General features: G+C 60.2%; 15 protein-coding genes. 6 read left to right on the forward strand and 9 right to left on the reverse strand.

Annotation, left to right across the window (positions count from 1 at the left end):
• Window positions 1-112 (forward strand): IS3 family transposase (locus tag ABJN75_RS21755; RefSeq protein WP_348441727.1); only part of this gene is annotated, 112 nt, incomplete at its 5' end.
• Window positions 113-189: 77 nt separating this feature from the next.
• On the opposite strand, the gene ABJN75_RS21760 is transcribed toward ABJN75_RS21755, so the two are convergent.
• From ABJN75_RS21760 to ABJN75_RS21785, 6 genes are all read right to left on the reverse strand, one after another.
• On the reverse strand, window positions 190-1,233 hold the full coding sequence (locus tag ABJN75_RS21760; RefSeq protein ID WP_348441715.1) for a TAXI family TRAP transporter solute-binding subunit: 1,044 nt from the start codon (window positions 1,231-1,233) through the stop codon (window positions 190-192).
• A gap of 16 nt (window positions 1,234-1,249) precedes the next feature.
• Window positions 1,250-2,272 (reverse strand): hypothetical protein, encoded by a 1,023-nt coding sequence (locus ABJN75_RS21765; RefSeq protein ID WP_348441716.1) that lies wholly within the window; start codon window positions 2,270-2,272, stop codon window positions 1,250-1,252.
• 286 nt (window positions 2,273-2,558) lie between these two features.
• The gene (locus ABJN75_RS21770; protein WP_348441728.1) at window positions 2,559-3,977 is read right to left on the reverse strand and encodes an aspartate aminotransferase family protein; all 1,419 of its coding nucleotides are present in this window, start codon (window positions 3,975-3,977) and stop codon (window positions 2,559-2,561) included.
• A gap of 94 nt (window positions 3,978-4,071) precedes the next feature.
• Window positions 4,072-5,085, reverse strand: coding sequence for an NAD(P)-dependent oxidoreductase (locus tag ABJN75_RS21775; RefSeq protein WP_348441717.1), 1,014 nt, complete (start codon window positions 5,083-5,085; stop codon window positions 4,072-4,074).
• Window positions 5,082-5,528: a transporter gene (locus ABJN75_RS21780; protein WP_348441718.1), complete on the reverse strand. Its 447-nt coding sequence runs from the start codon at window positions 5,526-5,528 to the stop codon at window positions 5,082-5,084. Before ABJN75_RS21780 ends, ABJN75_RS21775 begins: the two co-directional genes overlap by 4 nt.
• A 123-nt stretch (window positions 5,529-5,651) precedes the next feature.
• Window positions 5,652-6,485, reverse strand: a complete 834-nt coding sequence (locus tag ABJN75_RS21785) for an alpha/beta hydrolase (protein ID WP_348441719.1) — start codon at window positions 6,483-6,485, stop codon at window positions 5,652-5,654.
• A gap of 136 nt (window positions 6,486-6,621) precedes the next feature.
• Between ABJN75_RS21785 and parE the strand changes: the two genes are divergently transcribed.
• Both parE and ABJN75_RS21795 read left to right on the forward strand, forming a co-directional pair.
• Window positions 6,622-8,700: a DNA topoisomerase IV subunit B gene (gene parE / locus ABJN75_RS21790; RefSeq protein ID WP_348441720.1), complete on the forward strand. Its 2,079-nt coding sequence runs from the start codon at window positions 6,622-6,624 to the stop codon at window positions 8,698-8,700.
• A 159-nt stretch (window positions 8,701-8,859) separates the two neighbouring features.
• Window positions 8,860-9,246 (forward strand): DUF4189 domain-containing protein, encoded by a 387-nt coding sequence (locus ABJN75_RS21795; RefSeq protein WP_348441721.1) that lies wholly within the window; start codon window positions 8,860-8,862, stop codon window positions 9,244-9,246.
• 13 nt (window positions 9,247-9,259) lie between these two features.
• Here the strand turns inward: ABJN75_RS21795 and ABJN75_RS21800 are convergent, their stop codons facing one another.
• Window positions 9,260-10,342 (reverse strand): DUF2336 domain-containing protein, encoded by a 1,083-nt coding sequence (locus tag ABJN75_RS21800; protein ID WP_348441722.1) that lies wholly within the window; start codon window positions 10,340-10,342, stop codon window positions 9,260-9,262.
• 221 nt (window positions 10,343-10,563) lie between these two features.
• Between ABJN75_RS21800 and ABJN75_RS21805 the strand changes: the two genes are divergently transcribed.
• Both ABJN75_RS21805 and ABJN75_RS21810 read left to right on the forward strand, forming a co-directional pair.
• Entirely contained in the window at window positions 10,564-11,019 is a 456-nt protein-coding gene (locus ABJN75_RS21805; RefSeq protein ID WP_348441723.1) for a MaoC family dehydratase, read from the forward strand.
• Complete coding sequence (locus tag ABJN75_RS21810; protein WP_348441729.1) at window positions 11,019-11,921, forward strand: CoA ester lyase; 903 nt, start codon at window positions 11,019-11,021, stop codon at window positions 11,919-11,921. Before ABJN75_RS21805 ends, ABJN75_RS21810 begins: the two co-directional genes overlap by 1 nt.
• Before the next feature lie 30 nt (window positions 11,922-11,951).
• Here ABJN75_RS21810 and ABJN75_RS21815 read toward each other — a convergent pair whose 3' ends face one another.
• Together ABJN75_RS21815 and ABJN75_RS21820 are read right to left on the reverse strand one after the other, a co-directional pair.
• Window positions 11,952-12,563: a flavin reductase family protein gene (locus tag ABJN75_RS21815; protein WP_348441724.1), complete on the reverse strand. Its 612-nt coding sequence runs from the start codon at window positions 12,561-12,563 to the stop codon at window positions 11,952-11,954.
• Between the two features lie 5 nt (window positions 12,564-12,568).
• Window positions 12,569-13,162 (reverse strand): nitroreductase, encoded by a 594-nt coding sequence (locus tag ABJN75_RS21820; protein ID WP_348441725.1) that lies wholly within the window; start codon window positions 13,160-13,162, stop codon window positions 12,569-12,571.
• Between the two features lie 90 nt (window positions 13,163-13,252).
• Here ABJN75_RS21820 and ABJN75_RS21825 point away from each other — a divergent pair, with 90 nt between their 5' ends.
• A complete protein-coding gene (locus ABJN75_RS21825; protein WP_348441726.1) occupies window positions 13,253-14,182 on the forward strand; it encodes a hypothetical protein in 930 nt (309 codons plus the stop codon).
• Window positions 14,183-14,342 lie beyond the last annotated feature (160 nt).

The raw sequence follows: 14,342 nt of genomic DNA on the forward strand, positions 1-14,342 counted from the left end.
CGGTATCGAGGAATACATCCACTATTATAACCACGACAGGATCAAGATGAAACTCAAAGGGCTGAGCCCTGTACAATACAGGACCCAGCCCTTAAATCTGCCCAGCCTATAAACCGTCCAACTTAATGGGGTCAGTTCAAACCTATCTGGCTCCGCCGGTTTTTTATTGGCAATACCTGATGCTTGTATTCAGTTCTTGAGACGCTGCTTCAGCAGGTTGAGATATTCCTCATTGTTGTCGGCAGGCGCCGCGTCCGCAGCTTTGGTGCATGCCGGAGCATAATCCAGCGCCAGCCCCGCTTTGACGCACGAGCCGACCTGCCAGCCCGGAGGCAACGCGGTCAGATCCACCGACTTCCATTTCGGATGACCGGTCTCGCGCAACTGCTTCATGCCGTTGAGCACGAAGCTGGAAAAATCCGAGACCGTGGTGCAGCTCTCGCGGTGATAGGCATTCTTCTTCGGATCATAATCATAGGTCATCAGCACCGCCTTGACCGCGATCAGATCGACCGGGCCGGTCTGGAACGCATAGGTATCGCCGGGTATGCTGGCCTTGGTATAAGTCGCCAGCAACGGCGCCTCGGTGATCGGCAGCAGATGGAATTTGGCCGGATCGATAGCGGCATTGGCAAACAGCGAAGCTGGTGCGCCGGCGACATAGAAGAAGGCGTCGATTTCGCCTGCGATCAGTTTCGGCAGCGCCTGATCGGGATTGAGCGGCAACCGTTCCGCAGCCTTGACCTGCAGAATATCGAGCACCAGCGAAGCTGTCAGAAATGTTCCGCTGTCCTTCACACCGACCGCGACCTTCTGGCCTTCGAGATCCTTGATGCCTGAGAGCCCGGCGCGCGCCAGGACATGCACCTCCTCGTTGTAAAGCGGGAACATGATCCGCACGCCGCGCACGGCGTCCTGGATCTCGGCGTCATTGGCCTCGAATGTCTTGAGATATTCGAGCACATCACTTTGAACGATGCCGAACTGGGTGTTGCGCCGCTTGCGCACACCAACGAAATTCTCCAGCGAACCGGCGCTCTCGATCACGTTCAGAGTCTGTCCGCATGTTGCGCCGAGTGCCGCGATATCCTTGCCGATGCGGATATAGGTGCCGGTCGGGCCGCCGGTCATGATGTTGCGTTCGAACTCGGCCGCCTGGCCCGCACCGCTGGCAAGCATGAAGGCGCCGGCGGCAAAGATCAGGCCACGAAAAGTGAGGGCAACGGATTTCAAGGGCGTTCTCCTTTGGTCAGCAGTCGCTGTTCAGATCGCGGATCAGGTTGCGCAGCGTCAGGATCGGCACACGCTCAAACACGGATTTCAACGCGGTTGTCACACATTTTCCGGCAACCAGCATGTCGGTCAAGCTCTGCCGGTCGGCTTCAGACAGGGTTTCAAGTCCAGGCGTTGTGCGCAAGGCTTGTGCCACTGCCTCGGGCTCGCGGGAATCGGGAGTTGGATTTTCCGGCGCGGTTTGTTCCGTTGTCGTCTCCGCACCCTGTCCAGCCGCCACGGTTTTTGCCACCGCGGCGGCGCGTGCTTCAAGCTTGAGCGCATCCAGCACTTCCCGCGAGGCCGACAGTTCGTCTTCGGCATCAGCGAGCCGGGCTTCAAGCTCGGCAATGCGTTGCGTCGCCGACGCTTGCGCTTCAGTGGCCATCTCGATGCGGGCCTTGAGATCGGTCTGGTCGGCCAGCATCATCAGGGTTTTCCGCTGCAGCCGGTCCCGCTCCGCCGTCAAATCCGGCACGATTTCATCCTGCAGCCGCGCAAGGTCAGCCGCCAGACGCTTTTCAGTGAGGCTTGCGTCCTGCGCAAGCGCCTCCCGCTCGGTTTCCAGTGCCGCAAGTTTGGTCTTCAGCGTCTGGTTTTCCTGAGCCAGCCTGTCGCGCTCGCCGGTCAAGGCATCGACTGCCGTGGTATCGTCCGGCGATTGTTGCGGTGCGGACGTGTTGGCCGCAAGCTTTTCGCTCAGCGCGTCAAGCTCGGCCGCCTGCCGGGCGATATCCGCCCTCAGTTCTTCCACCAGCGCGGCGCTGGAAGCCTCGCGGGCGCGGGCTTCACTCAAGTCTTTGCCGGCTGCGTCCAGTGCGGCGTTCAACTCCACGGCATCGGCAGCGGCACCGGTTGACGGTTGACCAAAGCGGAAGGCGGCATAACCGCCGGCAGCGCCGAACAGCAGTGCAAGAAGCACCACAATGACTGTCAGCGCGGGACCGCCGCGCTTCCGGCCGGATTGAAAACCGCTATCCCTGCCCCATTGGCTGGTCAAATCACTACCTTCCCGATTGCGAATACCGAAGCCAGGCGATGCCGGAAAAAACACCATGATGTTGGCAACGACAAGAGCCGGCCCCGCATCGCAAATTCAACCGGATACCGCCATCCGGACCCGGGCAAAGGGGTAACGTGAAAAAGGTGACCGTGCAAGCAAACCGCGTTCCTTACGCGCTTTGACCAGCCGGTTTCACCCCGGTCTGAACCCTTCAAAAAGGCCGGGGTGGATACGGGATCCGCCCCGGCTTTGTTTGAAGTGGCGTCGAACTGCCCGGAAAGGCCTATTTCCTGGTCTGACTGCCGATGAAATCGCGCACGATGCGGACGATTCCGCGGCCGAGCACGGTGTCGAGCGCGGCGATGAACTCGTCGACATGCTCGGGTCCGCAGATCAACGGCGGCTCGAGCCGGATGACGTTGCGATTGTATTCGGTGAACGCCACCAGCACATCGTGATCGCGCAGCAATTCTGCCCCGACAAAGCCCGACAGCGAGCCTTTCAGCTTGTCGTCGAGCAGCGCCACCATCGGACGCAGCAACGCAGGCAAGGTCTGGCTGAAATCCTGGAATTCGAGCCCGACCATGAAGCCGCGTCCGCGCACATCCTTGATGATCTGAGGATACTTGTCCTTCAATTCATTCAGCCGGGTGATCAGGTAGCCGCCAACCCGTTCGGCATTGCCGATCAGATCCTCGTCATACATCACATTGAGGCCTTCGATTGCGGTGATGCAGGCCTCGCCGATACCGCCGAAGGTGGCCTGGGCATGGATCATCGCGGTTTTCGGCGTGCCATAGGCCTTCATGTAGACCTTGCGGCTGGCGATCATCGCGGCCATTGCGCATTTGCCGGCGCCAAGCGATTTGGCAAGTGCCGTGACATCGGGCACAACTCCGGCTTTCTCGAACGCGAAAAAGTCACCCGAGCGGCCCATGCCGCACTGGACTTCGTCGGCAATCCACAGCACGCCGTACTTGTCGCAGAGCGCCCGCAATTGCTGCCAGAACTCGTCCGGCGCCTCGACGATGCCGCCGCCGCCCTGGATCGTCTCCAGCACGATCACGCCGATTTCGGGATCGGCTTCAAACGCTGCGCGGATCGCCTCGATGTCACCGAACGGCACCTTGACGGTGTTGCCGGTCAACTGGAACTCGCCGCGGTACAATTCGGAATCGGTCAGCGACAGCACGCCCTTGGTCTTGCCGTGGAACGAGTTCGCCGCATAGACGATCTTCGGACGCTTCGGCCCGGCAGCACGTTCTGCCACCTTGATCGCGGCCTCCATGGCTTCCGACCCGGACGAGCCGAGGAACACCATGTCGAGATCGCCCGGCGCGATCGCGGCCAGGTTCTTGGCCAGCGCGGAGGCATACTGGCTCATGAAGGCGATGGCGATCTCGTGCCGGTCCTCGTCCTGAAAGTCTTTGCGCGCCTTGATGATTCGCGGATGGTTGTGACCCAGCGCCAGCGATCCGAAACCACCGAAGAAATCGAGGATCTTGCGGCCGTTCTGATCGGTGTAGTACATCCCCGAGGCGGTTTCGATCTTGACCTTGTGGAAGCCCAGAAGCTTCATGAAATGCAGCTGTCCGGGATTGATGTGATCCTTGAACAGATCGGTCATTTCGCTCAGCGACATCGCCTTTGCGTCGGCGACCGTCAGCAGATCGGGACGGCGCGGTCCCTTGGCGCTGGACATGACATCCACTCCGGTATCGATTTCGGACAGGGGCGGCGCTTCGACTGTGACGCGGTTGGGTGTATCAAGCATGGTTGTAGCTCCCTCGAAGCGGTTATTCGGCCGGTGCGACCTGGGCGGAAGCGGAAGAGCCGCCCCGCGCCTTTGTGGCGTGATATTCGTCATAGGCGGCAATCAGCATGTCTTCGTCGCGGAACTGCGGCACCCAGCCGAGCTGGCGCTCGCCCTTGGAGACATCGAGCACGCACTCCTCATCGGCGATCAGATACTGTTCAGGATCCATGATCGGCATGTTGATCAGGTCGAACAGGTCAAGCGTGCGCTTGACCGCCCAGCCGGGCGTCGGGATCAGCATCGACCTTGAACCGGCATGCTTGACCAGATCGCCCAGCAGCTTGCGAACCGGCGGCGGATTGACCGAACCCAGATTGTAAGCCTCGTTGGGAACACCGGCCTTCCAGGCGAGCCGTGCCGCCTCGGCGCAATCGAACACCGAGATGAACTGATACGGGTTCTTGCCCGAGCCGATCATCGGAACCGGAAGGTTCATGTCGATCAGCTTGAACAGCTTTTCCAGAATGCCGAGCCGGCCTGGTCCGATGATCAGACGCGGGCGGAACAGCGAGATCGACATGCCGCGGGTCCGCCATTCAGCGGCCAGAACCTCGGTATCGAGCTTCGACTGACCGTATTCGCCGAGCGGGGAAACCGGATGCTCCTCGGTCATCGGATAGGTCAGCGTATGACCGTAGATCATGTCGGTGGTGAAGTGGACAAGCTGGTTCAGCCCGGCCTTGTTCATCGCCTCCATGATGTTCTTGGTTCCGTCGTAATTGACCGGATAGAAGAAGTCATGACGCTTGGCGCGAACCTGCAGCGGCGACAGCATCTTTGCCGAAAGATTGTAGACCATGTCGCCCGGCGCCATCGGAACCTTGGCGATGTCGTCCGGACGGGTCACATCGCATCTGACGATCGCCGCATCCCGGTAGAACGTGTTGTTGTCGTTGACAATGTCGGCAATCACCACCTCTTCGCCATCGCTGAGAAGTTTCTGGGCGAGATGGCGACCGACAAAACCGTCGCCTCCAAAAATGATGTGTTTCATCGGGTGATCTCACTTGCTGCTACATTGATCTTGGAAAGCTGCGCGGTTTCCAGGTTGCCGGTGTCGTGACTGTTGCGGCCCGACTGGGCGATAAGAACCGTGCCGACGCAGATGAAGGCAATGCCCGCGATGCGCCAGTTGTTGATGTCTTCCTTGAACAGGAAGTAGGCAAATACCGCCACCGCCACATAAGCCAGGCTCAGGAACGGATAGGCGAACGACAATTCAACCTTGGAAAGCACATAAAGATGCGAGGCCATCGAGATGGCGAAGGTCGTCAGTCCGGCAAAGACCCAGGGGTTGAACAGGATCTGGAAAATCCGCGCGATCATCGTGTCGGCGGTGAACGAGACCGGACCGAGCGACAGCATGCCCTGCTTGAGCATCAATTGCGCTGCTGCATTGGTCAACACGGTGAAAAGTATAAAGACGATGTATTTCATGTCCCGCTCCGAATTAGGATGAGACCGGTTCTAGCCGTATTTCCCAAACATCCGGTTCACCGGCGCGGTCAATTTTTCCTTAAATTGTATCCATTCCCGAAATGAAGCGGTCAGACATCGGGGTCACCGGCCGAGCATGAACTCCAGCGTTTGCTTCCAGTCCGTCATCCGGATCGGCGTGCCGTGCGAGCCGGTGTCAAACAGCACGAACCGCGCCGGATACGGCGTGGCGGTGAGACGCACGGCGTCAAACACTGTCTTCTGGTCTTGCCACTGGTAGACCGTGTCGAGGCTGCCATGGGTAAAGACGATCGGCAATCTGGCCTTCACAGCCGCACTCTTTGCCAGAGCGGTATCCGGTGCTCCGCCAAGCAGGGCCATACCCGCCAATCTCGGCACCACGGCGGGATCGTTGGCGAGTTTCGAGCAGATGAACGCCCCCATCGAGGCGCAGGCCAGCACCACCGGCGCCCGGCCGGCCAGAATCAACGCTTTGACGTCATTTGCGCCGTGATCATCGAAGCTTCCGATGGTTGGCGCCAGATAGGCGCCGCCATTGACGAGAACCAGATTCTTGAGCCGGTTGAAATTGCCGCCGAATGTGTAGTCGTTCATGCCAAGCCGCTGGTCGCCGCCCCGGCCATGAACGAAAATGACTGCGAAGCGCGCCGTCGCGTATTCGCCGGTCAAACCGGTTTCGATCTTCCTGCCATTGGCTTGGTGCAACGCGAGGCGGCTGTATTTTTTCACCCTGAGCGAGACAAAATTCGAGCGCACCCGCCGTTCGGGCTCGATATCGCGGCGGTGGATATCGCGCTGCTTGTCATAATCGACCACGATAAAGGCGCCATCTTCGCTGATCGACTTGATGCCGGGATAGGCAAACAGCCGGTCCTTGTGGCCTTTGAGCTCAAGCGCCAGCGCCGGCGTTGCCAGACAAGCTGATAACGCGAGCACAAGCGATATAGCACCCTGCCCGCCAAGAACGCCGCGCAAAGCCGCAAACCAAATGCTACACAGTCGATTGAAGGAACGGATTCTGGCACACTCCGGGTGATTCGTTTCCCCAATTTACATCAGGCATCACGGCAATATGGACGATTCCAACGATCTTTTTTCCACGATGGAAACCCCGGCGGCAAAACCGGAGCCAGCAACGGAAACCACCGCAGCGAAAAAACCGGCTCCGACCGCCGCCAAACCGGCGCGCGCGGCAGCATCCAAGAGCGGTGCACCCGCCAGCGGCGATGACTATGACGCCTCGACAATCGAGGTTCTGGAAGGGTTGGAGCCGGTTCGCCGCCGGCCCGGCATGTATATTGGCGGCACCGACGAGCGCGCACTGCACCACTTGTTTGCCGAGGTCATCGACAACTCGATGGACGAGGCGGTGGCCGGGCACGCCAATTTCATCGAGGTTGAACTCGATACCGAGGGCTACCTGACCGTCACCGACAATGGCCGGGGCATTCCCGTCGAAAACCATCCGAAATTCCCGGGAAAATCCACGCTTGAAGTGATATTGACGGTGCTGCACGCTGGCGGCAAATTCGACAGCAAGGTTTATGAAACCTCAGGTGGTCTGCACGGCGTCGGCGTCTCGGTGGTCAATGCGCTGTCTGATGATCTGGAGGTCGAGGTCGCGCGAAACCGGCGGCTGTACCGGCAGCGCTTTTCCAAGGGCTTGCCCCAGGGCGGACTTGAGGAACTCGGCGATGTCCATAACCGGCGCGGCACCAAGGTGCGTTTCCATCCCGATCCCGAAATCTTTGGCGCTGCGGCGCGTTTCGACCCCGGCCGGCTTTACCGCATGGCGCGCTCCAAGGCCTATCTGTTTGGCGGTGTCGAGATCCGCTGGTCCTGCGCGCCCTCACTGGTCGAGGGCACCGAGACACCGGACAAGGCGGTGTTTCACTTTCCAGGCGGCCTGAAAGATTATCTGGAAGCCTCACTCGGCAAGGAGCATCGGGTTACACGGGATATCTTTGCCGGCAAGACCGAGCGCTCGGGCGGTCACGGTTCGATGGAATGGGCGGTGACCTGGTATGGCGGCGATTCCTCAATCAGTTCCTACTGCAACACCATCCCCACCCCCGACGGCGGCACCCACGAAGCCGGGCTCAGGATTGCGCTGACCAAGGGGCTCAAGGCCTATGCCGAACTCACCGGCAACAAGCGTGCCAGCACGATCACCACCGACGACGTGATGATTTCGTCCATCGGCATGCTGTCGGTGTTCATCCGGGAACCAGAATTTGTCGGCCAGACCAAGGACAAGCTCGCCACCGTCGAAGCCCAGCGCCTCGTCGAGAACGCGCTGCGCGATCCTTTCGATCACTTCCTCGCCGATTCTCCGGCCGAAGCCGACAAGCTTCTCGAATGGGTGATCGACCGCGCCGACGAGCGGGTGCGCAGACGCAAGGAAAAGGAAGTCAATCGCAAGTCCGCTGTGCGCAAGTTGCGACTTCCGGGAAAACTGTCCGATTGCAGCCAGACCTCGGCCGCGGGGGCCGAACTGTTCATCGTCGAGGGTGATTCCGCCGGCGGCTCGGCAAAGCAGGCGCGCAACCGGTCCAATCAGGCGATCCTGCCGTTGCGCGGCAAGATCCTCAATGTGGCAAGCGCCGGGCGCGAGAAATTGGGGGCCAACCAGCAGATCGCCGATCTGGTGCAGGCGCTCGGATGCGGCACCCGGTCGAAGTACCGCGAAGAAGAGCTTCGCTACGAACGCATCATCATCATGACCGATGCCGATGTCGATGGCGCCCACATCGCCTCGCTGCTGATCACCTTTTTCTACCAGGAAATGCCCGAACTGATCCGTCAGGGACATCTTTATCTGGCTGTGCCGCCGCTCTACAAGATCACGCAAGGCGCAAAATCGCTGTATGCCCGTGACGACGAGCACCGGGTGGAATTGCTCGAAACCGAATTCACCGGACGCGGCAAGGTCGAGATCAACCGGTTCAAGGGACTTGGCGAAATGATGGCCTCCCAGCTCAAGGAGACCACCATGGATCCATCCAAACGCACGCTGTTGAAAGTGGCCGTCGATGTCACCGATCCGGAATCAACCCGCGACACCGTTGACAGCCTGATGGGCACGAAGGCCGACGCCCGCTTCCGTTTCATTCAGGAGCACGCTGCCTTTGCCGAGAATCTCGATATCTGATCGATCTGGCATTATGCAGGGGAAAATTCCTGCTGCGCGGATGCTCGTGGCTCTATGACATCTGGGGAATTCGTGTCAGCTTCCCAATGCATCGGGATGCAGTGATTGCGTATTGCTGCACGGATTTGCTGTGGTGTTGGAGTACAAGGGGAACCAAACATGGACATAGTGAAGACAGCCGGCCTTCTCATCAGGAGAATGACGCTGGCCATGACGATCATGATCGCAGCGGCTGGCGCCGCCTCCGCAGACAACTTTGGCGCCATCGCCTATTCCAACACCACCGGCGCCTACGGTTATTCCTATGACCATCGCTCCCGCGGCAATGCAGAGGCCAGGGCCATGTCGGAATGCAGGGCCCGTGGCCGCGGCTGCAAGGTCGCCATCTGGTTCAAGAATGCCTGTGGTTCTGTTGCGGCCGGGTCGAACGGTTGGGGCAGCGCATGGGCCTCAACCCGCCGGGATGCGGAAAGAGCAGCGATACGCAATTGTTCAAGATATACAGGCGGCTGCAGGACGGTGACCTGGACTTGCACATCGAGATGAAGCTGGCCCGGCATCAGGCCGCTTCCGCCGCCAGGGCATGAGCGTAGTCGCGCGATGCCTGGCGATGCCAGTTCAGGTGCAGGGTTTCGACCAGACGCAACAACTCGCCGACTGCCGGCTGGCGCTCCGCGTCACGCGCGTGAAGCTGGATCAGTTCATTGGTAACCCGCCCGGTGTTCATGCTGGCCTGGCTGCGTGATGCGGCGCGCCAGATCAACGTGGCGGAGACAAATACCGGCGCCAGGTCGCCACCCAGTCCGATCGAGCGATACAGTGCCCGCATCGCTGTTTCCCGCCCGTCAACCAGAAAACCGCGAACGCGGGAATCGCTGATACCGGACAACGAAACGACAGCACTTGCGAAGAAATCGACATTGCCTGCACACAGGGCGTGGATCAGGAAGGCCGGGGTCAACCGCCCCGATATCCGCAAATGCTCGACCAGCACCGGGATCTCGTCGGCATCGACAGTCTCGGCCATCCGCAGCGTCGCGTTCATGCAGGCTTCCTCGGTAATCTTGCGTCCGCGGCTGCCGCCGATTGCCGAACGCACAAAGTCCGAACCGGCGAGCGCGGCGCCCAGCCGCTCGACAAGCCCCTGTCGAACATCGCAAGGCAGATCCGTCCGATCAAACAGGCGGGCGCGGATTTCCGAATCATCGCCAAAGCGTTCGGCAATCCGGCGCAGCGAAACGCGTGCAATCGACACATGGCTGTTGTCGAGCATGTCGGCCACCGCCTGCGCTTCGCCAACCTCGGCGAGAGCTGCGGCAACCGAAACCGAGAGCTGCCGCCGGTAGGCGACAAACTGCTGCAGAGCCGGGCGGCCGCTGGCCACGATATCGATGAGATCATTGTCCACCAGAGCCGGCGAAAGCGCGATAACCCGGCCCGCCACCTCGATCTGGTCCGCGGCAAGTCCGAGCACGACGCTGCGCGGCGCGTGAGCAACTACCGCCAGACCTTCAGCAAGCGCGAGACGGACTTTCGGAGAGGGATCTTCAAGCAGCAGCGCCAGCGCCGCTTCGGCAGCCTGGCGTTCGGATTGGTCCATACGCCCAGACGCGTAAGCGCGGGTCAGAGCCGAAGCAGCCATGCAGCGTTCACTGGTTTTCGCCGTTTCCGACCACTTCAAGAATGATTTTACAATCATGTGAACTCAGACCCCACTCGATACCAATATCGAGATCCTAGGGCCAAATGGTTTACGATCGGTTCACCATGCTTGTTAACATCTTCACGCTCCCAATTCCCGGTCTTGCGCCGCAGCACCGAAAGCGGCATCAATGATGCGGGCAAGCTTGAGGGAGGTGGAAAATGCGCGGCATGTATCTTGAGGATTTCGTTCCAGACGAGGTGATCTCCCACACGCTTCGGCGCACCGTCACCGAAATGGACAACATGCTGTTTTCCAACATGACGCTCAATCCGCAACCGCTGCATATCGATTATGAATTCTGCAAGACCACCGAATTCGGCCAGCCGCTGGTCAACTCGCTCTTCACCCTCGGATTGATGATCGGGATTTCGGTCAACGACACCACGGTCGGCACCACGATCGCCAATCTCGGCATGAATGAAGTCACTTTCCCCAACCCGCTGTTTCACGGCGACACGGTCCGGGTCGAGACCAGGATCATTTCGGTGCGCGAATCGAAATCCAAATCCGATCGCGGCATTGTCGAACTGGAGCATCAGGCCTTCAATCAGCGTGACCTGCTCGTCGCCCGCTGCGTGCGCCAGGCGATGATGCGCAAAAGGCCCACGGCATGATGCGCTCGCTGCTGTTCGTTCCGGGTGATTCGGAACGCAAGATGCTCAAGGCCGCGGATTCGGGCGCGGATGCGCTTATCCTCGATCTCGAGGACTCCGTCGCCCTATCCCGCAAGGCCGAAGCCCGGCAGATGGTGGCGTCGTTTCTCGCGGAAGCCAACAACAGCTCAGCCCCCTTCCCCAAACTGATTGTGCGGGTCAATGCGCTCGACACCGGACTGACCGACGATGACCTGGGCGCGATTGTCCGGGGTGCGCCCTATGCCATATTGCTGCCCAAGGCCGGTTCCGGCGCCGACATCCAGAATCTCAGCGCCCGCATCGCCGTGGAAGAAGCCGGGGCGGAATTGCCGGACGGAGGCATTCTCATCCATGCGCTGATGACGGAAACCGCCGCCGGCATGCTGCAAGCCTCCACGTTCGCGGCCAAATCGGCGCGGCTGTCGGCTCTCGCCTGGGGCGCGGAGGATCTTGCCGCCGATATCGGAGCCTCTTCAAACAAGGATGAAAACGGCCGGTACACCGACGTCTTCCGCATGGCGCGCAGCCTGACCATTCTGGCCGCCGCTCATTCCGGCGTCGACGCCATCGATACGGTGTTTACTGATTTCCGTGACATGGACGGATTGGGCGCCGGATGCCGGGACGCTGTCCGTGACGGATTTTCGGGCAAGATGGCAATCCACCCCGATCAGGTCAGCATCATCAATGCCGCTTTCACGCCCGCCCCGGAAGATGTCGAGCGCGCAGTGCGCATTCTGGCGCTGTTTGCCGCCGCCGGGCCTGATGCCGGCGTTCTGTCGCTCGATGGCAAGATGATCGACAAGCCGCATTTGCGCCAGGCCGAACGGGTGGCGCAGCGGGCCGGACTGGAGCCCCAAGCCCTGTCGCGTGGCGATTAATCCCTGACTTCCAATCCTGGTCCGGACGGATCAGGTTTTGACCCAGGTGGGCCGGCGCATCTGAAAGGTCTGCGATGCCTCGGTGTAGTCCAGATACCCCATGCGGCCCACCGGCGCGGCGATGGACACATCGAGCAAGCCGTCGACGAGCGCCGCCTCGTCGATATGGATACCCACCACCTGCCCGATGACGACAAATGAGCCGCTGGGTTCGCCTTCCAGGCTCTTGATCTCGAAAACGTTGGTCACCTTGCACTCAAGCGCCGCATAGGCCTCACCAACATAGGGCGCATCGACCACACGTGCCTCAGCCATTGCAAGGCCGGCGAAACCAAACTCGCTCTCGCCATAAGGCGCGTTGACCGCGGAAAGGTTCATTTTCTCGGCCAGGGTCCCTGTGACCATGCTTGCCGTAAAGACCCCGGTCTCTTCGGCATTGCGCAGGCTGTCTTTGCGTCCGGAGGACGAGAACATCACTGTTTTCGGATGGTCGGAAATGGCATTGAAATAGGAATACGGCGCCAGATTGACCGAACCATCCCTGCCCCGGGTTCCGATCCAGCCGATCGGCCGCGGCGACACGATGGCCTTGAAAGGATCGTGCGGAAGCCCGTGCGCATTGTCTTTTGTTTCGTAAAACACCGCGCTCACTCTCCGGCGAAGGTAACGATATCGGAAAGCTCGGGCCGCGCCCGTTCTCCCGGATGCAGCTTTTCTGTCCCGATGTGGATGAAACCGGCAATTTTTTCGTCGCTGGACACCCCGAGAAGCGGATGGACACTTTGGTCAAACGCAAACCATTCCGTCAGCCAATTCGAGGCATAGCCCAGCGCATTGGCGGCCATCACAAGGTTGAGACAGACCGCACCGGCGCTGAGCACCTGCTCCCATTCGGGGATTTTGACATGCGGCGCCGCGCGCGAAACCACGGCAATAACCACCGGCGCCCGCGTCAGCCGGGTTTTCTCGACCTTGATCATGTCATCGGAAATGTCGGGCTTGTTGGCGATGGCGACCTTGGCCAGTTCCAGAGAAATGCGTTCGCGTTCCGGCCCGGCATAGACAATGAAACGCCAGGGCGCGAGTTTGCCGTGGTCGGGAACCCGGCTGGCCAGTGTCAGCATCTCCTCGATTTCGGGCCGGGACGGCCCCGGTCCGCTCATCTGGAAAGCGGGAATCGAACGGCGGGTTTCAAGATAGGCTTTCAGGGCGGCATTGACCGGCATGTCTTCCTCGTGCATTCAGGTTCGTCTGGGATCGGCCATGAATTTGCCATGGCGTTGGGTTTCAAGTGACCTCTCACAACCCGGAAGTCAACCGGACCGGAGCGCATGAACCGTTTGTCGAAATTTCTGTTTGGTATTCTTGCTCTGCTGCAAACGGCGAACTTCGCCATCGCGCAGGATGCTTTTGGCAGCGGCAATGACACCGACATCAAACTCCCCGGATTGAACCAGTATGCGCCCGCCGACCGGGCCGCTGCCGCAGCAGTCACCGGACGGACGGTGCAGCTCGAAGCCGCTTTGACCGAAAGTGGCGAGCCGCTCAAATACGGCTTGACCTGGCGGATTTTCCACCCGATTCCCGGTCAGGATGGCAAATTGCCGATGCTGGCTTCCGCCGAGGGCGGTTCGGCGCAGTTCGAATTCGAGCCGGGCGAATACTTCATTCACGTCGCTTTCGGCCGCGCCGGCGTTACCAAGAAACTCACCGTGCCCAAAGACGGCCCGGTCGAAAAGCAGCGAATGGTTCTGGAAGCCGGAGGACTGGTGCTCAATGCGGTATCGGGCATTGATGTGCGCATTCCCGCCGACAAGTTGCGCTTCAACATCTACAAGGCCGAGGAAGGCCTGGATGGCGAGCAGCAACTGGTGGTCGAGGACGTCAAGCCTGACACCGTCGTCAGGCTCAATGCCGGCACCTACCATATTGTCTCCGAATACGGAGCCGTCAACGCGGTCATCCGGTCCGACATCAGGGTCGAGGCCGGCAAACTGACGGAAGCCGTCATCCAGCACCGTGCGGCGCAACTGACGCTCAAACTGGTTGCCGAGGCTGGCGGCGAAGCCATCGCCGACACCGCCTGGTCGATTCTGACATCGGGCGGCGACGTGGTGTCGGAAAGCGTCGGCGCCTTCCCGACAATAGTCCTTGCGGAGGGTGAATACACCGCAATCGCCCGCAACAAGGGCAAGGTGCTGCAACGGGAATTCACCGTCCTGGCCGGCCAGAATTCCGATGTGGAAGTAATGTTGAATTAGAGCATCGTATGATTAATACGACGCATTCTGTTGGCTCAAACCTGCTGCTCCACAAGAAGGACGGCGCAGAGCGATGCGGGTCCATCTCTCAAGCCGCCCGACGCAGTGGGTAGCAGGTTTCAGCCAACCCGAAGGGCCGCATGCCTTCAAGTCCTGAGAA

This window comes from Hoeflea sp., from assembly GCF_039975035.1.
In the GTDB taxonomy this organism is placed as follows: domain Bacteria; phylum Pseudomonadota; class Alphaproteobacteria; order Rhizobiales; family Rhizobiaceae; genus Hoeflea.

What these genes read in the sequence shown, in the direction of transcription:
- ABJN75_RS21770 (WP_348441728.1), bottom strand. Translation starts at nt 3,977, where the DNA reads ATGTCCAGCGCCAAGGGACCGCGCCGTCCCGATCTGCTGACGGTCGCC.
- ABJN75_RS21775 (WP_348441717.1), bottom strand. Translation starts at nt 5,085, where the DNA reads ATGAAACACATCATTTTTGGAGGCGACGGTTTTGTCGGTCGCCATCTC.
- ABJN75_RS21780 (WP_348441718.1), bottom strand. Translation starts at nt 5,528, where the DNA reads ATGAAATACATCGTCTTTATACTTTTCACCGTGTTGACCAATGCAGCA.
- parE (WP_348441720.1), top strand. Translation starts at nt 6,622, where the DNA reads ATGGACGATTCCAACGATCTTTTTTCCACGATGGAAACCCCGGCGGCA.
- ABJN75_RS21795 (WP_348441721.1), top strand. Translation starts at nt 8,860, where the DNA reads ATGGACATAGTGAAGACAGCCGGCCTTCTCATCAGGAGAATGACGCTG.
- ABJN75_RS21800 (WP_348441722.1), bottom strand. Translation starts at nt 10,342, where the DNA reads ATGGCTGCTTCGGCTCTGACCCGCGCTTACGCGTCTGGGCGTATGGAC.
- ABJN75_RS21805 (WP_348441723.1), top strand. Translation starts at nt 10,564, where the DNA reads ATGCGCGGCATGTATCTTGAGGATTTCGTTCCAGACGAGGTGATCTCC.
- ABJN75_RS21810 (WP_348441729.1), top strand. Translation starts at nt 11,019, where the DNA reads ATGCGCTCGCTGCTGTTCGTTCCGGGTGATTCGGAACGCAAGATGCTC.
- ABJN75_RS21820 (WP_348441725.1), bottom strand. Translation starts at nt 13,162, where the DNA reads ATGCACGAGGAAGACATGCCGGTCAATGCCGCCCTGAAAGCCTATCTT.
- ABJN75_RS21825 (WP_348441726.1), top strand. Translation starts at nt 13,253, where the DNA reads ATGAACCGTTTGTCGAAATTTCTGTTTGGTATTCTTGCTCTGCTGCAA.